17 protein-coding genes are annotated in these 16,096 nt (G+C 43.8%); 16 read left to right on the top strand and 1 reads right to left on the bottom strand.

The features are described from left to right. Positions 1–317: 317 nt before the first annotated feature. From YK48G_RS03615 to YK48G_RS03630, 4 genes are all read left to right on the top strand, one after another. On the top strand, positions 318–1,430 hold the full coding sequence (locus tag YK48G_RS03615; RefSeq protein ID WP_203629343.1) for an amidohydrolase: 1,113 nt from the start codon (positions 318–320) through the stop codon (positions 1,428–1,430). Between the two features lie 46 nt (positions 1,431–1,476). Continuing rightward, complete coding sequence (locus YK48G_RS03620) at positions 1,477–1,890, top strand: GNAT family N-acetyltransferase (RefSeq protein WP_203629344.1); 414 nt, start codon at positions 1,477–1,479, stop codon at positions 1,888–1,890. Further along, positions 1,887–2,279: a GNAT family N-acetyltransferase gene (locus YK48G_RS03625; RefSeq protein ID WP_203629345.1), complete on the top strand. Its 393-nt coding sequence runs from the start codon at positions 1,887–1,889 to the stop codon at positions 2,277–2,279. The genes YK48G_RS03620 and YK48G_RS03625 overlap by 4 nt, the downstream gene beginning before the upstream one ends. Positions 2,280–2,558: 279 nt before the next feature. Next, positions 2,559–3,479: a zinc-binding dehydrogenase gene (locus YK48G_RS03630; RefSeq protein WP_203629346.1), complete on the top strand. Its 921-nt coding sequence runs from the start codon at positions 2,559–2,561 to the stop codon at positions 3,477–3,479. 43 nt (positions 3,480–3,522) lie between these two features. Here YK48G_RS03630 and YK48G_RS03635 read toward each other — a convergent pair whose 3' ends face one another. Continuing rightward, a complete protein-coding gene (locus YK48G_RS03635) occupies positions 3,523–3,795 on the bottom strand; it encodes a helix-turn-helix domain-containing protein (RefSeq protein WP_203629347.1) in 273 nt (90 codons plus the stop codon). A gap of 167 nt (positions 3,796–3,962) precedes the next feature. On the opposite strand from YK48G_RS03635, the gene YK48G_RS03640 reads away from it, so the two are divergent. The 12 genes from YK48G_RS03640 to YK48G_RS03695 all read left to right on the top strand — a co-directional run bounded on the left by YK48G_RS03640 (position 3,963) and on the right by YK48G_RS03695 (position 15,983). Beyond that, positions 3,963–4,787: a helix-turn-helix domain-containing protein gene (locus YK48G_RS03640; RefSeq protein ID WP_203629348.1), complete on the top strand. Its 825-nt coding sequence runs from the start codon at positions 3,963–3,965 to the stop codon at positions 4,785–4,787. A gap of 565 nt (positions 4,788–5,352) precedes the next feature. Continuing rightward, the gene (locus YK48G_RS03645; protein WP_203629349.1) at positions 5,353–5,778 is read left to right on the top strand and encodes a hypothetical protein; all 426 of its coding nucleotides are present in this window, start codon (positions 5,353–5,355) and stop codon (positions 5,776–5,778) included. 171 nt (positions 5,779–5,949) lie between these two features. Continuing rightward, a complete protein-coding gene (locus tag YK48G_RS03650) occupies positions 5,950–7,863 on the top strand; it encodes a S53 family peptidase (protein WP_203629350.1) in 1,914 nt (637 codons plus the stop codon). A 471-nt stretch (positions 7,864–8,334) separates the two neighbouring features. Continuing rightward, positions 8,335–9,474 carry a family 20 glycosylhydrolase gene (locus YK48G_RS03655; protein ID WP_203629351.1) on the top strand — a complete coding sequence of 380 codons (1,140 nt, stop codon included), beginning with the start codon at positions 8,335–8,337 and terminating at the stop codon, positions 9,472–9,474. Between the two features lie 181 nt (positions 9,475–9,655). Further along, positions 9,656–10,870, top strand: a complete 1,215-nt coding sequence (locus YK48G_RS03660; RefSeq protein WP_203629352.1) for a glycosyltransferase family 2 protein — start codon at positions 9,656–9,658, stop codon at positions 10,868–10,870. Positions 10,871–10,872: 2 nt separating this feature from the next. Beyond that, entirely contained in the window at positions 10,873–11,190 is a 318-nt protein-coding gene (locus YK48G_RS03665; RefSeq protein ID WP_203629353.1) for a hypothetical protein, read from the top strand. Then, the gene (locus YK48G_RS03670) at positions 11,171–12,058 is read left to right on the top strand and encodes a polysaccharide deacetylase family protein (protein ID WP_203629354.1); all 888 of its coding nucleotides are present in this window, start codon (positions 11,171–11,173) and stop codon (positions 12,056–12,058) included. The genes YK48G_RS03665 and YK48G_RS03670 overlap by 20 nt, the downstream gene beginning before the upstream one ends. Before the next feature lie 252 nt (positions 12,059–12,310). Further along, complete coding sequence (locus YK48G_RS03675; RefSeq protein ID WP_203629355.1) at positions 12,311–12,823, top strand: ECF transporter S component; 513 nt, start codon at positions 12,311–12,313, stop codon at positions 12,821–12,823. 16 nt (positions 12,824–12,839) lie between these two features. Next, on the top strand, positions 12,840–13,583 hold the full coding sequence (locus YK48G_RS03680) for a hypothetical protein (RefSeq protein WP_203629356.1): 744 nt from the start codon (positions 12,840–12,842) through the stop codon (positions 13,581–13,583). Positions 13,584–13,618: 35 nt separating this feature from the next. Then, positions 13,619–14,377, top strand: coding sequence for an adenosylcobinamide-GDP ribazoletransferase (gene cobS, locus YK48G_RS03685; RefSeq protein ID WP_203629357.1), 759 nt, complete (start codon positions 13,619–13,621; stop codon positions 14,375–14,377). After that, the gene (locus YK48G_RS03690) at positions 14,377–14,964 is read left to right on the top strand and encodes a histidine phosphatase family protein (RefSeq protein WP_203629358.1); all 588 of its coding nucleotides are present in this window, start codon (positions 14,377–14,379) and stop codon (positions 14,962–14,964) included. The genes cobS and YK48G_RS03690 overlap by 1 nt, the downstream gene beginning before the upstream one ends. Positions 14,965–15,272: 308 nt before the next feature. Next, complete coding sequence (locus tag YK48G_RS03695; RefSeq protein ID WP_203629359.1) at positions 15,273–15,983, top strand: MIP/aquaporin family protein; 711 nt, start codon at positions 15,273–15,275, stop codon at positions 15,981–15,983. The last annotated feature ends 113 nt before the right edge of the window (positions 15,984–16,096 follow it).

The raw sequence follows: 16,096 nt of genomic DNA on the forward strand, positions 1-16,096 counted from the left end.
AAGTTAACTTGGCCGGAAATCCCGGGTTTGGATTTTTGTCCAAGTTGACTTAGGTGCAGCTTTTTGCTTTGCGGAGCTGTCCTAAAATAGTGAGCGGAGCAAAGCGGTTAAAAGTCGGAGCATAAGTCTCCTTTAACGGAAATTCCCGGGCTTGGAATTTTTGTTAAAGGTGCTTATGCGCAGACTTTTGCTTTGCACAGCTGTCCTAATCCAGGCAAAAGAATGTCCCCAAAGTAGCGTGAAACTTTTACTGGAAGGGCGTAGGTGGAGTTTCTACCTAATGCGCCTGTCCTAAAAATAAGAAAAGAGGATTTAATATGCAAACAACTATTCCATTATCGGATGAACAGATTTATCAAGACTTTAATTATTTACATGAGCATGGTGAGACCGCCTTTAACGAGGTAGTGACCACCGAGTATTTGGCTAAGCGGCTAGCTGAGATGGGAGTGGCCTATGAGCGGTTTGCCGACATGCCGGGGCTGATTGCAACGTTAGGCAATGGCACGCCAATCATTGGAATGCGCAGTGATATTGATGCTTTGAAGCAAACCTATCAAGGCAAAGCGGGCGTCTTTCACTCCTGCGGCCACGATGCCCACATGGCGATTGTTCTGGCGGTAGCCCAGTATTATGTTGATCATCCAGAAGAACTGTCAGGAACCTTGAAACTGATTTTTCAACCGGCTGAAGAAACCGTCACCGGCGCCGAAAAGGTGATTAGAAGCGGCCAACTGCCTCATTTGAACTACCTGTATGGCTTGCATGTTTGCCCGGAATCAGAAGTTAAAGCCAAACAGGCAGAGCCAATTATCCCAGATGCCGCGACTCGGACATACTGGGTGATGATTAACGGCAAAACGGCCCATGCTGGCAAACCAGAGCTTGGGGCTAACGTGATTGATGCCTTTAGTGAATTAAACGAAGCGTTTCGTCGGATTAAACTGGCAACAGACTTACCATATTCAATCACGACGACGATGTTTCAAGCTGGTAAATCTTCGAATATTATTCCAGACTATGGCACTTTTGCCGTTGACTTACGGGCCCGAACCAATGAGTTAATGGTGGAGCTGCAAAACCGTGCTTTTGCGGCAATGGATCGAATTCAGCGCGGCGACATTAAGCTAAATCTAGATGGAAATGATTTTTCACCAGCGGCCATTCCAAGTGATAAAGCAATGAACGTGATGAAGCGGGCAATTACTAATGTATTGGGTGAAAAGGGCCTGATCGAGCCGGTCGAAACTGCTGGTGGCGATGATTTTCACTTTTATGCTTATGATGGTTTGGCTGATGAAACCACTATGCTGGGTCTTGGCTGTAACTTAAAGCCGGGGCTGCACATTCCAGGGATGTCCTTTGATCGGGCCGCAATCTTAGATGGTGCCCGAATGATGATTGACGCGGTGAGGTTGACGAAGGCCTAATAAGCGACTAGGCTAGTCTTTAATTGAAGCGATTGGAGGCTAACCTGTGACGATTTCGACTAGAATCAATGAGCCAATTAAGCTTAATCAGTTTTTGAACTTGTATCGGCAAGCCAACTTTGTTCAGGATAAATGGCAGGATGATCCAAAACGATTACAAACAATGCTTGATAATACCCAGTTGATGGTCAGTCTTTGGGATGAGGCTAAGCTAATTGGCGTGGCCCGTTGCCTAACAGACTTTGAGGATAGCTGTTATTTAAGTGAAATTGTGATTCACCCGGATTACCGGGGTCAGCATTTAGGTGAACAGTTAATTAAAACAATTCGCTCATATCTTGGTGATCGCGTCTCACTCATTTTACGGGCGGATCATGCAGCCATCGGCTTTTATAAGCGGATTGGGTTGCCACGAGTAGACGATTTGTATCGACTTAATCGAAAGGTCGGCGGACAATGATTAATTATTCAGCGACTAAAATAATTTCTGGTAATCAGTTAGCAGTCCTTCTTAAGATGGTAGGGCGCCGGCCAATTCAAGATAACCGTCGGCTGCAACGAATGATTGCCAATGCCAATCTTCTATATACTGCTTGGGATGACGATCAGCTGGTTGGGCTTGTTCGGGGAATAACGGATAAGGCTTATTGCTGCTATATTTCAGATGTTGTTGTTCGACCAGATTATCAGAAGCAAAAAATAAGGCAGCACTTAATTGAACGCACCCATCAATATTTGGGAAGGGGCGTTTCACTTGTGATGGCGGCCAATGGTTTGACAGCTAACGATAGGCAACGGCTTGGCTTTGAGAAAATTGATTCAGGGTTTGAGTTAAAACGGCAATTCTAATTAATGAGTTACTACTAATTAAATGGTACACCAGTGGTGAGACCGTTATTTCATCGATAATCATTGCTAAAAGATCCCGCAAAATCAACACGAGCTGATTTTGCGGGATCTTTATCGTAATATCTGATAATTGAAATGTACTGATTATCTTTTACCACAATTTGTTAAATGAATCATAATTGGGACTATCAGAATACTGATTTTTCAAGCTGATAACTTTCACCTATATTACAGTCAGAATCGTAAACAAATGATCCTAACAGAAAGGTGATAGCAATTATGAAAGCAATTATTCAACGGTCTTATAACGGAAATGATGACTTGATTATTGACAACCTCGCGACTCCCAAAGTCGCACCGATGTCTGCTCTGGTTCGTACGCAATATACGCCAGTGTTACCATACGATTGGCTAACTGAAGAAGGTAAACTAATTGGGATGCGGCCAACCCAATTACCGATGGTGATCAGCTATGGCTTTGTGGGTGTCGTCGAGCAGGTTGGTATGTTGCGAAATCATCGATTAGTCGGGAAACCGGTAATTGGCGCCCAAATGACTGGGGCAGCGGCTGAGTTTATTAATTCACAAATCCCACCACTATTGTTTGAAATCCCTCAATCAGTCAATTTGGCCGACGCCGCAACACTAATCGGTGGGGCCGATGCGGCCCAGCTTGCCGTCAATGACATAAAAGCCACCAAAAATGAAGTTATCTTGATTACCGGTGCTTCTGGGGGTGTTGGCACGTATCTGATTCAACTGTTGAAGCATGAGCACGTGACGGTCATTGCTTTGGCGAATCGACATAACGTTTCATTCCTAAGGGAACTAGGTGCTGATTATGTTGTGGATTATAACGATGATTTGGCCAAACAATTGGCTGACGTACCAAGGGCAACTAAAGTGATTGATACGGTTGGCACCACGGCTTTGCTGGATCAATTATCCGGGTATTATGATGAGCTGGCGATTTTTTCGTTGTCGCGGCCGACTTATACCCCGCAAAAGCCAGTTCAGACTTTTCGGTTTGGCAACGGTAATATTGGTATTGCGGGTTATCACAAACTCATTTCACTGCTTGCCGCGGGTGAAATTTCTGGCGTTGTTCAACAGACTTTTGATTTTGAAGTTGTTAAGCAAGCCCAACACGTATCAAAGGAACAGCACGCACGGGGTAGAATTCTATTGAAATATCATTAGGTAATGGCCAGCAGTCAGTGATTGAATGCTGACTTTTGGCAACCTAACTTTCAGCTTGCTTTGAGGTCAATGATAATTCCATCTCAAAGCCCAATCCTTGAGCGTAGCGTTCAATCGTGGCTAGAGATGGCGCTGAGTCTAATCGCTCGATCCTTGCTAATTGGGGCTGCTTCATACCAATTTGATTAGCAAGTTCTGTTTGGGAAATGCCTCGTTTGATTCGTTCTGAACGCAAAGCACTTAGAATCTTAATCACTTTGGCTTCAATGGTAGGTAAATTGGCAGGGTTACTTTTATATTGATTCAACGTAGGCATACGATTTTCTCCTTAACTGAATTGGATGTCGAATTTTTGTGTTCGACATATATTATACGCAACGTAAGTGAACGGCACAATTCCTTATTGGCGTTTCACTCCAGCAATATTCATTTCATGTTATACTCGCTATTATAACATTAGTGAATCGGAAAGTGGGGGTTCGGATGAAGGCATCGCTTGGCGCAATTCTAAAAATAACGCGTAAACAACAGCAGTTAACACAAAAGCAATTAGCGGCAGGAATTTGCTCGCAGTCGATGTTATCGGCAATCGAAAAGGATCAATATACACCAAATGCGCAGATACTGATTGCACTTTGCAAACGGCTTGATATCAGCCTTGAGACAATTAGTTTGTCGCAAAACTATGCAGTTAGCGATCACAACCGCTTTAACGAAACGGTTGATCGGTTGTGTAATCAGCACGAATACCAACAGCTTAACGATTTCTTGCAAACCGATGAGGTCTTAGCCCATATCGAATCCGACCAGCAGATGCAAGCTTACTACTATTATTTAGGAGTCTCAACGCTGCACACCAGTAATGATCCGGCCGCCGCGGTTGCGATGCTCAAACTATCACTGGCGAGTGTAAGTGATACTAATCGGTCGACGTTAACTAGATTGGGGCAGGCTTCCTTGGCATTTATTGAGGCAAAACTGGGGCATTCTCAAGCTGCCCAGCGGTTGGTTGAAAAAGCATTAACAGCCATGCCAACAACTAAATACGAAGAAAACTGTAACATCCTTTTTTATCTGGCGGCTTTGGCTAATTTTGAATTAAAGCAATACCAGTTAACGGCTCGATGGCTGATTAAGGGAATCTCATTTGCAGCCGATCATAACTCTCATTATATGCTAGCTAACATGTACCACCTCTTAGCACGAACGGCTGAAGTTGAAGAAAAGCTTGACTTGAAAGATGAAGCGACTCAACGAGAAAAAATCTTTGCGGAGTTATTCCACGAAATACCATACGACTTATTCTAAAATATCAGAATGCTGATTTTTGTTTGGAAAGCTAAGTTGGTAAAGTGAAACCATTCTAATGAAGGACAGCAGTGCAAAGCAGAAGTCTGCACGTAAGCACCTTGGCGAAAAATTCCAGGCCCGGGAATTTCCCGCCAAGGAGACTTATACTCCGACTTCTAACCGCTTTGTTCCGCTCATTTTTTAGGACAGTTACGCAAAGCAGAAAGCTGCACCTAAGTCAACTTGACCAAAAATCCAAGGCCAGGATTTCCGGTCAAGTAATCTTACACTCCGCTTTCTAATCGCTTTGCGCCACTCACTTTTTTAGGACAGCTGCGCAAAGCAGAAAGCTGCACCTAAGTCAACTTGGCCAAAAATCCAAGCCCGGGATTTCCGACCAAGTCAACTTAGGCTCCGCTTTCTAGGCGCTTTGCGCCACTCACTTTTTTAGGACAGCTGCGCAAAGCAGAAAGCTGCACCTAAGTCAACTTGGCCAAAAATAAAGCCCGGGATTTCCGACCAAGTCAACTTAGGCTCCGCTTTCTAGGCGCTTTGCTCCGCTCACTTTTTAGGAGGCTTTACAATGACTCAAACTAAACTATTCACCAACCTAATCACGCTCAATGCACCCCAGACTCAGGCCCATGACTTAATTGCGAACCCCACTCAGTTACTAAAATGGGTGCCAGAAATTACTCAGGTTAACCCACAGGAAAAGACATTTGTCGTCAATCGAAGCGAAGGGGCGCTCAATCACTATGAAGAAATTACGGTTGAAGACGATGATTCCCAAGTGGTTTATCACAGCCGAAAGGGGCGGCTGGCCTATGATCTGGTGTTTGAACTCAAATCAGTTGCGACCCAAGTTCAAATTCAAGAATCCCTTATGGTTGACGAGCAGTCAACTCAACTGCCAATTAAGTTATTGGCACCAATTGCCAAGCATGCGTTTAATCTAAATTTAGCGAATCTCGGCCGTCTGATTGAAGGCTCGGTGATGAACAGTTAACTAAGTGACCCGGTTGATGATTCTGATGAATATGAATCGACCGGGTCATTTTTTGATGCTTTTTTCGCTTATCAGAACGTTTGAATTTCACCCCAGCTTCTATGACCCCGCTAATTGCTGGTAGTGGTACGATGAACGCGTAAAATAAACTAGCTTGAGGGAGTGATAAGTGTGAAAAAATGGGGGAAATTATTAACGGGTAGCTTGCTGGTCGCCCTTGCAGTTTTTATTTGGGGCCGAGCGAGTATAAGGGTTCAAGCTGATCCAATTAGCCAAGCCTATTCGGGCATGGTTGAAGCCGGCCAGCTGAAGCCACAAAAGGTTAAGCCCAAGTCAACAATCACGTTTGATATTATTTTGCGGCCACGAAATTTTGCTGAAATGCAATCTGATGCCTTTGCCGTAAATACACCAGGAAGTCAACAGTTTAAACAGTATCTCTCGCCGGTCCAAATTAGGGATAAATTTGGCCAGCCAACGGCGGTAACCAGCGAATGGACAAGATATTTAAAGAAGTTTCAGTTAAAAGCGCGTTCTTTTAGTAGTGGATTAGCGATGACGGTAACTGGCAAAGTTCGAAATGTTGATAAAGCATTCAAAGTTGATGTTAATCAAGCGAGGTATCATGCGAACCCCGTCCAATTTGGCAGTCGTAAGCCGGCGATTCCCAACAGCTTAGTCAATTCGGTTGAAACGATAACAGGATTAGCCGATCACAATCAAAAATACATCTTTCCAGACACCAATTTACAATTTGCTGAACCGATTAAAGGTAATGATAATTCCCAAACTGGTTACACCAGTCGATTTACAACTCAGTACGACGTAACGCCACTGTACCAACAAGGACTTACTGGAAAGGGCCAAACTATTGGCATCATCACATTTGGTGGCGTGCAAAGCGAACCGATCACGCATTTTTGGCAGCATGAAAATGCCAGTACGGCTGCCGGGCGTTTGTCGATTAAGGTGGTTCAAGACAATATTTTTAACTCTGATGAGACTGATTTAAACAACAATGAAGCTACGATGGACGTTGAATACGCCGGATCAGTGGCCCCTGAAGCTAATATTCGGTTGTACCAAAACAAAAGTGCGTTTCCAACGCTTGAAAATGTTGTCAACGCATACTCGACTGCCTATGACGAAAATCGAGCGTCAGCCCTTTCTTGCAGCTGGTCGACCGGGCCTAATCAGTATTATGACTTTTTAATTGATCGTAAAGTGATGACGCCAAAATACGTGGATGTCTTTAATTTATTAATGGCTCAAGGCGCCCTACAGGGGATCTCTAGTTTTATTGGTTCCGGTGATACCGGTGCGCCGCGCTACTCTGTCCGGGGGATTTCTCAGGGCAAAGTGATGTTAGATCGCACGGTAAGCGTTTCTGATCCGTTTGGGACGAGCCCTTATGTTACTTCAGTCGGTGGCACAACGTTACCATTTACAAGTCCGGTTGCGCCGGGTCAGGCAATATCAGTTACTAAGGAACGCAGCTGGGGCGCCGACTACCATTGGCCAACGCTTCAAAATAATCCCAGCTTATTGACCGAAACGCCGGGAATGCTGACAGTGATTGGTACTGGCGGTGGCGGCGGATTTGGGCATTTGTACCCAACGCCTGCATACCAGCAAAATGTTCCGGGGATTAATACGTTCAATGCACGCCAATACCTATCATTTCTTGGCCAGCCAATTTTTGACCAACCGCTTATTTCCGGCAATGACTCTGGGCGTAACTATCCAGATATTTCGGCCGATGCGGATCCGGCAACTGGCCATGCCGTCTACTTTGGCCAGGGGAAATCAGGCCGTTGGTTGACAGCTGGTGGGACTAGTATTGTAGGGCCGCAAATGGCTGGGGTGGCTGCATTGATTAACAGCCAAGCCGGTCGCCAGCGAATGGGACTCTGGAATCCCCAGCTATATGAATTGGCACAACAAGCAGATTCCCCAATGACGCCGCTTAATGACACAATGGATAATTCGAACCTTTATTATACCGGCCAGCCCAACACGGTTTATAACCAGGCAAGTGGCCTTGGAACCGTTGATTTTGCGAAGTTGGCGAGTTTGTATAAGTGAAGATAGTTGAAGTGGTTAGAAAAAGTTGAGGTTAGTTGATGATTAGTGTTGGGTTCTGACATGGACTCTGTGGTAAAAGTCGTAACCAGCACTGAACAAAAAGTAGCTTTTAACCTTATATAAACAGGATCGCCAAATAATCAAACCTGGAATATCTGGCGATCCTGTTTATATTTTGGGAGTTAACCACTTTTGGTTTCGCTGGCGTTTTATTAGGACAGCTGCGCAAAGCAGAAAGCTCCGTGTAAGCACCTTTGGGAAAAATTCCAAGCCCGGGAATTTCCCCCAGAGGAGCCTTACACTCCGCTTTCTAAGCGCCTGGCTCCGCTCACTTTCTTAAGACATTCTAACAATTCTTATAATTAGGTGCATGTTGATAGCATTTACATCAATTTTTGTTAATATAGACCTGCTTTGAAATGTGACAAAAATATTTCAAGATTGTGACAAATTGTTTTTGGGGGTGGTTGGATGCGAGGCAAACGTTGGCTGGTTTTATTACCATTATTACTACTATTAATTGGTTGTAGTTCAAAGGCCAAGCCAAATCAAAATAATCATTCAACGGCATCAGGGAAGTTTAATGGGGTGACACTTGACGTATCCAGAAGACATTATCAAGTGGCAACGTTGCGTAAATTTATCAATCTAGTTGCTGCTAATCACGGCCAGTTTATCCAACTTCACTTAACCGATGATCGGGATTTTGCAATTGAGAATCAGACGGTGGGGCAGACACTTAATAACGCGACTAAAAAGAATGGGGTTTGGCGAAACAAGAAAACCCATCAGGCATTTTACAGTAAGGGCCAGATTCGCGACTTGCTCGCAATCGCCAAAAAGAAGGGCGTTACCTTGATTCCAGAGATTGATACGCCGGCTCACGTGAATGGGTTGATCAATACAATGAAAGCCAATGGAAAGTCAAAATTAGCTAAGCAACTCAGTTGGCAGTCCCAAAGCTATGGGGACGAATTACATTTAAATCAGGCTAGTATTAGTTTCATTGAAAAAGTTGACAATGAAGTTGGCAAAGAATTCGTGGATCAAACCAACGCACGGTTTCATCTTGGTGGCGATGAGTTTACTGATAGACTCAGTAAAAACCCAGCTTATGTCACTTACCTAAATGCGACTAGTCAAAACGTTGAAAAAATGGGATTTATTCCCGAAGCTTGGAACGACGGCTTTTTAAACAGTGAACTTGGTGAGATTAATCGGCATATTCAAGTGACTTATTGGAACTGGACTGCCGATCAAGCCGGCGAATTGGGAGCACAACGCAAAAAGGCTTGGGCTTCCATGCCGAAGCTAATTAGTCATCATTTTAAGGTGTTTAACTACAATGATTACTATTTATATTTCAATATTAATCGGGATAATCTGAAGCCCCGAAATGTCCGTTACATGGTTAAAGATATGAAACAATATTGGAAGCCGACCCTTTGGCATACGGATCATGTGACTAAATTAAAGTCGCTTCATGGGATTGTTGGCAGTAGCGCTTCTATTTGGGGGGATTCGACGGCCAGCTTTTCGGATCAAAAGATCTATCAATCAAGTGTTCAGTTTATTAAAGCATTTATGGTATTAGCGAGAAAGCCGGCGTAGTTGGAGGGATGCTTCGACGGCCGTGAAGCGCTTTGCGCCGCTCACTTTAGTAGGACAGCTGCGCAAAGCAGAAAGCTGCACCTAAGTCAACTTGTCCCAAAATCCAAGCCCGGGATTTTCGGCCAAGCCAACTTAGGTTTCGCTTTCTAAGCGCTTTGCGCCGCTCACTGGGGGGATATTAATGAACACACTAACTTCATTCGTCATTTTATATCCGGTAATTGTATCGACGGTGTGGATTATCGGGTCAATCTTTTTTTCGATTCAACAGAAACGGGTTCCGTTAAATAATTCGCACCAAGGGCAGGTGCCCGATTTAGTTTCGGTGTTAATTCCGGCTCATAACGAAGCTGAAACATTGGGAGAAGTGGTTGAATCAGTCGCAAAGATCGATTATGCCAAGTTGGAATTAATTTTAATTAACGATGGCAGCAGTGACCACACGCTTCAAGTGATGCATCAAATTGCCAATCAGTATGCATCCCAATTTCCGGTTAAGGTTGTCAATATTGAGAAAAATCAGGGCAAAGCCAACGCCTTAAATAATGGTGCACAGTTGGCAGAAGGCCAATTCCTATTGTGCCTTGATGCTGACTGTTATGTTGATAGAAAGGTACTTAAACCGATGCTAGCGCAATTTTACAACGATCCCAAGGTTGGCGCAGTTGCTGGCAAACCAGTCGTTCGTAATCGAACGAGCATTTTAGGCCGATTGGAGTTACTAGAATACGTTGGCGTGATCGATATTATTAAGCGTGGCCAGGCATTTGTGACCGGACATATTACCACCGTTTCCGGCGTGGTTGTGGCTTATCGAAAAGCCGCTCTGGCAGATGTAGGCTGGTGGAATGCCGATGCGATTACTGAAGATATCGATATGACCTGGCGACTGTACCACCATGGCTGGCAGGTGGCTTACTGTCCCCAATCAGTCGCTTGGATTCTGGTGCCAGAACATGTCAAAGATCTGGTTCACCAACGGCGACGCTGGGCCCGCGGTGGCTTTGAGGTGTTATTTCGAAACCGGGGAATGTTTGTAACTGGTCGGTTGAGTGAACAGTGGTTATTAATGGATATGATTTTGAGTGACCTTTGGGCCATTAGTTGTTCATTTGTAACTTTATTTTATTTAATTACCGTGTTGTTTACGGGTGATTTGATTATGGATGGCGTCATTTTATTTTTGCTGTTGCTAATTAGTTTAGCGCAATTTTTAATTGGTTTTGCTGATTCGAGAAAGTCTGACTTTATTAATTGGCATGACCTCTTATTATTGCCGCTATACGTTATTTTTTACTGGTTTATCAACTTGATTAGCTGTCTCACCGCGCTTGGCTCCTTCTTTTTGGACCCCCAACACGTTGGCAGTTGGCAGAGTCCGGATAGGGGGCTTTGAAAATGAAAAAGCGTAAACGACCAGCCAGTTTAATTATTCGAAAACGATCACCATTCTTAACGATGATTCGTCGAGGGGTCATTCTGATGATGCTATGGTTGATCACCGGGTATGTTATTTATATCAACGTGTGTTTTTTGTTGAATGTTTATTCGGATTCACTAGTGGCTGATTATTTGGTTTTAAACCTGTCATTTCGGGCGTATGCGTCATTTGCCTTGTTAGTGTTGGTTGTCGCGATTCTAATGATTATGTTTGGTTGGTGGCGGATTAAGCGGTTAGAAAGAAAGGCGAAAGATCATGAACAAAACAAAGCGTAAGTGGCTATTAGCGGGGATTGTGACACTGTTTTTGGCATTATTGGCATTTACAACGCACCGCAATATTGCATATGAACTGGGAAATCGGCCCAGCTACGCCATTTCGGCTCATGACCAGCGAATTAAAAACGGCGTGATGGTTTTTTGCTATCACCGGATTTTAGCTGATAATCAGATTGTTAAATTTGATGAAGACGTTTCGCCAAACAGCCAATTTCACGACTTTAATGTTAATCAGCCGCAGTTTAAGCAGCAGATGGCATATTTACATACCCATCACATTCGGGTGCTTTCAATGCCGGATTTAATTAATACGGTTAATCACCGTAAGCCAATTCGCGGTAAATCCGTTGTGATTACGTTTGATGATATCGATCGGACGATGATTGAAAATGCCCTGCCAACTTTGATGAGGTATCACTATCCATTTACCGTGTCGATTATCACTGGCAATACCGGTTGGTACAAGCAAGGAACCAAATTAGCAACTTGGCCGGCACTGCTGCAGATGAAGAAGAAAGCCGGTAAATTGGTGACGTTTGGCGTTCATACTAACCGGATGCATTATTTAGTTGATAACGGCACGCCAGTATTTAACTTGCCGCATAACTTTACTCGGTTTAAACACGACTATGCAGTTAGCCAAGAGGTCCTCAAAGAAAAGGTGGGTTATCGCTCCCCAATCTTTACTTATCCATATGGGAGTGGGACACCTCAAGTTGAAAAATTCTTGAGTGAACGGCCTGGTTTAAAGGTTATTATGACGTTAAATGACGGGATTGTGACTGACCGAAGTAATTTGAAAGAGACGCCGCGAATTATTATTAACTCAAATAGTTGGCCAAGCGTTAGAAAATGGGTTGGTTAAGCTGGTTAACTGATGATGGTAGTAAAAATTGCAAATTAGCTATTTATTATCGGGAATCAGATTTTATGGTATATTTTTGCGAAGTTAGTAGTGAAGAGCTACTGGCTTTTTCTTTTGGCCTTGTCGATTAGTTAATTAGTGTCTTTTTGTACGACATTTTTGACCGATTTCAGTGACTATGTTGAACCCTTCACAATTCATGTTATGATTTTCTTGGTGTTAAAATCAAACGATTGATAGGAAGCTGATGTGATGACTGATTCAAATCGACTAAAGCGACTGGTGCTGGCGGCCATGCTGCTGGCTTTATGTGTTATTGGTGCCAACATTAAGATAATGGGGTCGGTGGCCTTTGACTCAGCCCCTGCTTTTTTGGGCGCTATTTTGCTTGGACCGGTGTTTGGCGCATTCTTAGGTGTATTTGGTCACTTGACGTCGGCTGCATTGGCGGGATTCCCGCTAACGTTGCCGATTCACTTAATTATTGCTGCGGCGATGGGCGTTTGCATGTTTGTTTTCGGCTGGATTCGCCAGCGGCTTGGTAAGCAGAAAATTGCTGGCGTTGTGACTTCAGATGTTGTTGGTTACGCAATTAACGTGCCGATCGAACTGGTCTTCATGTACCCGCTTTTAAAACAGGCGGTATACGTCTACTTCATTCCGCTGACAATTGCGACAATTCTCAATTTGATCGTGTGTGAAGTAATTTACGCGGCGTTACCTAAACGGATTAAAGAAGTCGCTTTTTTGAGGTGGCATTCGTAAGGGAGGTAAGTAGTCTATGACCACTAATCGGTTTCGCGACCTTTCTCTAGTTCAATTGGCTGGAGGGCAAACGTTGGTGATTGCCTGTGATTGCAGCGCTGGCATTGGTGAGAAGAAACTTGACACGGTTTTAATTGATCCGGCAATCACTGCGGCTTATTCGTTGCGGGTGCCATTGATGGAACTGATTTGTTTTGGAGCTAAGCCGATTGCCGTTAATGATACGATTGGCAATGAAATGGCCCCTACTGGTCGACGGGGCATCTTCGGAATTCAACAGGAACTCCAAAAAGCTGGCTTGGCGGATATTCCCCTTAATGGCAGTACGGAAGATAATATGGCAACTCAAACCACCTCGATTGGGGTCACCGTGATTGGCGTTGCTAACTCAGATAACGTCTTAGAAAAGCAAGTGACTGATGAGTTGCTGGTTTACCAACTTGGGGCGCCTTATGTTGGCGAAGAGGTTAAACGTCACTTGGACAGAATCTTTTCGTATGATGTTGTTAGAAGAATTCGCAAGCAATCGACAGTTGTAGATATGTTGCCAGTAGGGTCGCGGGGCGTACGTTACGAGCTGGTTCAAATGGCCGAGACGCACCATGCTAAGATTGAACCAATCGCGGATTTGGGCGCTGAAGAAAAGAATCAATCGGCCGGCCCAGCGACGGTTATTTTAGTCGCAATTGCTGCCAAGGACCAAGCCACTTTTGAAGAAATGGCGCCTCAACTGGCGCTAATTGCTAAATTGAAAGTTTGACCTTTGTAAATCTTAACTGTTAAGGATGATTGTTGATGATTAAGTCGTTAGTACTGTTAACTCAGTTTTTTACCAGAATCCCTGTTCCAATTGAAATTAAGGATGCTACTAGTCAATTCAAACGAAGCATCCAATACTTTACGTTATTTGGTTTTTTAATTGGTTGTATTGAAGCACTCTTTTTTTGGTTAATGAGCCTGATTTTTCCAATTTGGTTTGCCTGGATTTTATATTGGATTTTCGATGGTCTCCTCACCGGTGGGTTTCACTTAGACTCGTTGGCTGATACGGCTGATGGTCTGTACTCTTCTCGAACGGTCGATCGCATCAAGGAGATTATGAAAGATAGCCGGATTGGAACCATGGGCAGCTTGGCTTTGACCTATTTTTATGCCATTGTCATGGGCGCGGGGATTGTTGTCGCTCCGCATTTATCCCTATGGCAAGTGGTTGGTTTGGCTGCGGTTACGACGATGGTGGCCAAGACGGGCATGGTCCTCTTGTTTTACAAAATGGTATATGCAGGTAAAACCAAAGGCTTGGGGGCCTTGTGGACAGGCGTTCAACCATGGCGGATTATTATTTCCCAGTTATTTGCAATCATTGTTATCGGGCTTATTTTGGGGATCGCTGGGTTGATTGCTTATGTCGCACTTATTTTAGCGGCGTTTGCCTATCGCCACTACATTAACCGAAAATTGGGCGGCTTTACCGGGGACACAATCGGTGCTTATGGTGAGTTGGGCCAAATCGTCTTTTTGTTGGTATTAGCAGCTCTAGTGAGGGTGATCTAATGAAATTACTTTTAAGCCGGCATGGTGAAACCGAATACAATCGTGAGAAAAAATATTATGGTAAGGCAAATGTCGAATTAGATAACGTGGGACTAGAACAGGCTGATCAATTAGCAGAGAAGTTAAACGCAACGGGGATTGATTACGCAATCAGAAGTGACTTAAAGCGAACTGAGCAAACCCTTAGTGCCGTTGAAAAAAATCAGTCAACGATGAAGGTCATTGTTGACAAGGCATTTGATGAAATGCCATTTGGAAATTGGGAGGGTAAGAACGCCAACGAGGTTGAAGCGGCTTATCCAGATGTTTGGCAACGTTGGCTTAAAGCTCCGTTTGACGTGACCCCTAAAGGAGCAGAACCCTTTCATGATTTTGAAAAGCGCGTTATCAAAGCAATGGATCACTACTTATTAACGTTACCCAATACAAGTACGGTTTTATTGATTGCACACTTGGGAGTTTTACGGACGTTACATCACCACTGGTATCCAGAAGTTGATTGGTGGTCAGTTAATTTTAAGGCGGGCTGTTATTCATTGTATGAAACTAGTGGAACTAAGGCCAAGCTACTTAAGTTAAATATTTGATAACGTTTTCAGAATAACTGCAACTTTGCCCAATTGATTTACAAACCGAATTATGACAATTTTGATTTTGGAATCGAATAAGGGGTACCTTCTTGGCTAAAATCAAGAAATATCAATTATAATGGTCAGCCTTGGCAAGCTTTTAACTAAGATTTTTTTGATAACATTTTGACCAATTGTATTATTTTGCACCTAACGATAAATTTGATGTCAATCTTAAAACAAAGTAGGTGAATATTTTCACTTGAAGATATGCTATCCTTAGTGCGTCGATTATGGCTTATCAAATACAAGGGTAGGTGTGTATTATGGATGGTTTTATAGGTGAATTTTTTGGCACGATGATTTTGATTATGCTGGGGGCCGGGACTGGTGCCGGTTTTAACTTGAATAAGGCATATGCAAAAGGTGCTAATTGGACGTTTGTCTGCCTGTCATGGGGGATGGCCGTTGCAATGGGCGTTTATGTTGCTGGATCATTGGGATCAATGGGCCACTTAAATCCCGCTGTAACAATCGGTTTTGCCTGCTTTGGGTTTTTCCCATGGAGTCAAGTTCTCCCATACCTTGCAGGTCAATTTTTAGGAGCTTTTGTAGGGGCTGCGCTGGTTATTATACAATTTGCGCCACACTTCAAAGCAACGCCTGATGAAGCTTCTGGAAACCAAGTTGGCATTTTTGCAACCCGACCAGCGATTAAATCGCCATTATTTAATTTTATTTCAGAATTATTTGCAACATTTGCATTTATTTTCATTTTATTGAATTTAGGTAATTTTACATTAGGCTTGAAACCGTTTATCGTAGGTTTTTTAATCTTTGTCATCGGTACTGGACTAGGAACGACCACTGGATTTGCGATCAACCCAGCCCGGGATTGGGGACCAAGGTTTGCTTATACGATTTTGCCGGTACCTAATAAGGGTAATGCTTATTGGGGCTATGCGTGGGTACCGATGTTTGGCCCACTGGCAGGCGGCATTTTGGCGGCTGCGATTCAGTTTATGTTAAAGGGTTAGAGAGTGCGAAACCAAGCGTTTAGAAAGCGGAGCATAAACACCGTCAGCAGAAATCCCCGGTTCTGGGATTTTTGCTGGCGGTGTTTGTGTGCAGCTTTCTGCTTGGTTTCGCA

It is taken from the genome of Lentilactobacillus fungorum (assembly GCF_016860605.1).
In the GTDB taxonomy this organism is placed as follows: Bacteria; Bacillota; Bacilli; order Lactobacillales; family Lactobacillaceae; genus Lentilactobacillus; species Lentilactobacillus fungorum.

Bases quoted from the DNA above. Each gene is read 5' to 3' on its own strand.
- YK48G_RS03615 (WP_203629343.1), top strand. From the start codon at position 318: ATGCAAACAACTATTCCATTATCGGATGAACAGATTTATCAAGACTTT.
- YK48G_RS03625 (WP_203629345.1), top strand. From the start codon at position 1,887: ATGATTAATTATTCAGCGACTAAAATAATTTCTGGTAATCAGTTAGCA.
- YK48G_RS03630 (WP_203629346.1), top strand. From the start codon at position 2,559: ATGAAAGCAATTATTCAACGGTCTTATAACGGAAATGATGACTTGATT.
- YK48G_RS03635 (WP_203629347.1), bottom strand. From the start codon at position 3,795: ATGCCTACGTTGAATCAATATAAAAGTAACCCTGCCAATTTACCTACC.
- YK48G_RS03640 (WP_203629348.1), top strand. From the start codon at position 3,963: ATGAAGGCATCGCTTGGCGCAATTCTAAAAATAACGCGTAAACAACAG.
- YK48G_RS03645 (WP_203629349.1), top strand. From the start codon at position 5,353: ATGACTCAAACTAAACTATTCACCAACCTAATCACGCTCAATGCACCC.
- YK48G_RS03655 (WP_203629351.1), top strand. From the start codon at position 8,335: ATGCGAGGCAAACGTTGGCTGGTTTTATTACCATTATTACTACTATTA.
- YK48G_RS03660 (WP_203629352.1), top strand. From the start codon at position 9,656: ATGAACACACTAACTTCATTCGTCATTTTATATCCGGTAATTGTATCG.
- YK48G_RS03665 (WP_203629353.1), top strand. From the start codon at position 10,873: ATGAAAAAGCGTAAACGACCAGCCAGTTTAATTATTCGAAAACGATCA.
- YK48G_RS03670 (WP_203629354.1), top strand. From the start codon at position 11,171: ATGAACAAAACAAAGCGTAAGTGGCTATTAGCGGGGATTGTGACACTG.
- YK48G_RS03675 (WP_203629355.1), top strand. From the start codon at position 12,311: ATGACTGATTCAAATCGACTAAAGCGACTGGTGCTGGCGGCCATGCTG.
- YK48G_RS03680 (WP_203629356.1), top strand. From the start codon at position 12,840: ATGACCACTAATCGGTTTCGCGACCTTTCTCTAGTTCAATTGGCTGGA.
- cobS (WP_203629357.1), top strand. From the start codon at position 13,619: ATGATTAAGTCGTTAGTACTGTTAACTCAGTTTTTTACCAGAATCCCT.
- YK48G_RS03690 (WP_203629358.1), top strand. From the start codon at position 14,377: ATGAAATTACTTTTAAGCCGGCATGGTGAAACCGAATACAATCGTGAG.
- YK48G_RS03695 (WP_203629359.1), top strand. From the start codon at position 15,273: ATGGATGGTTTTATAGGTGAATTTTTTGGCACGATGATTTTGATTATG.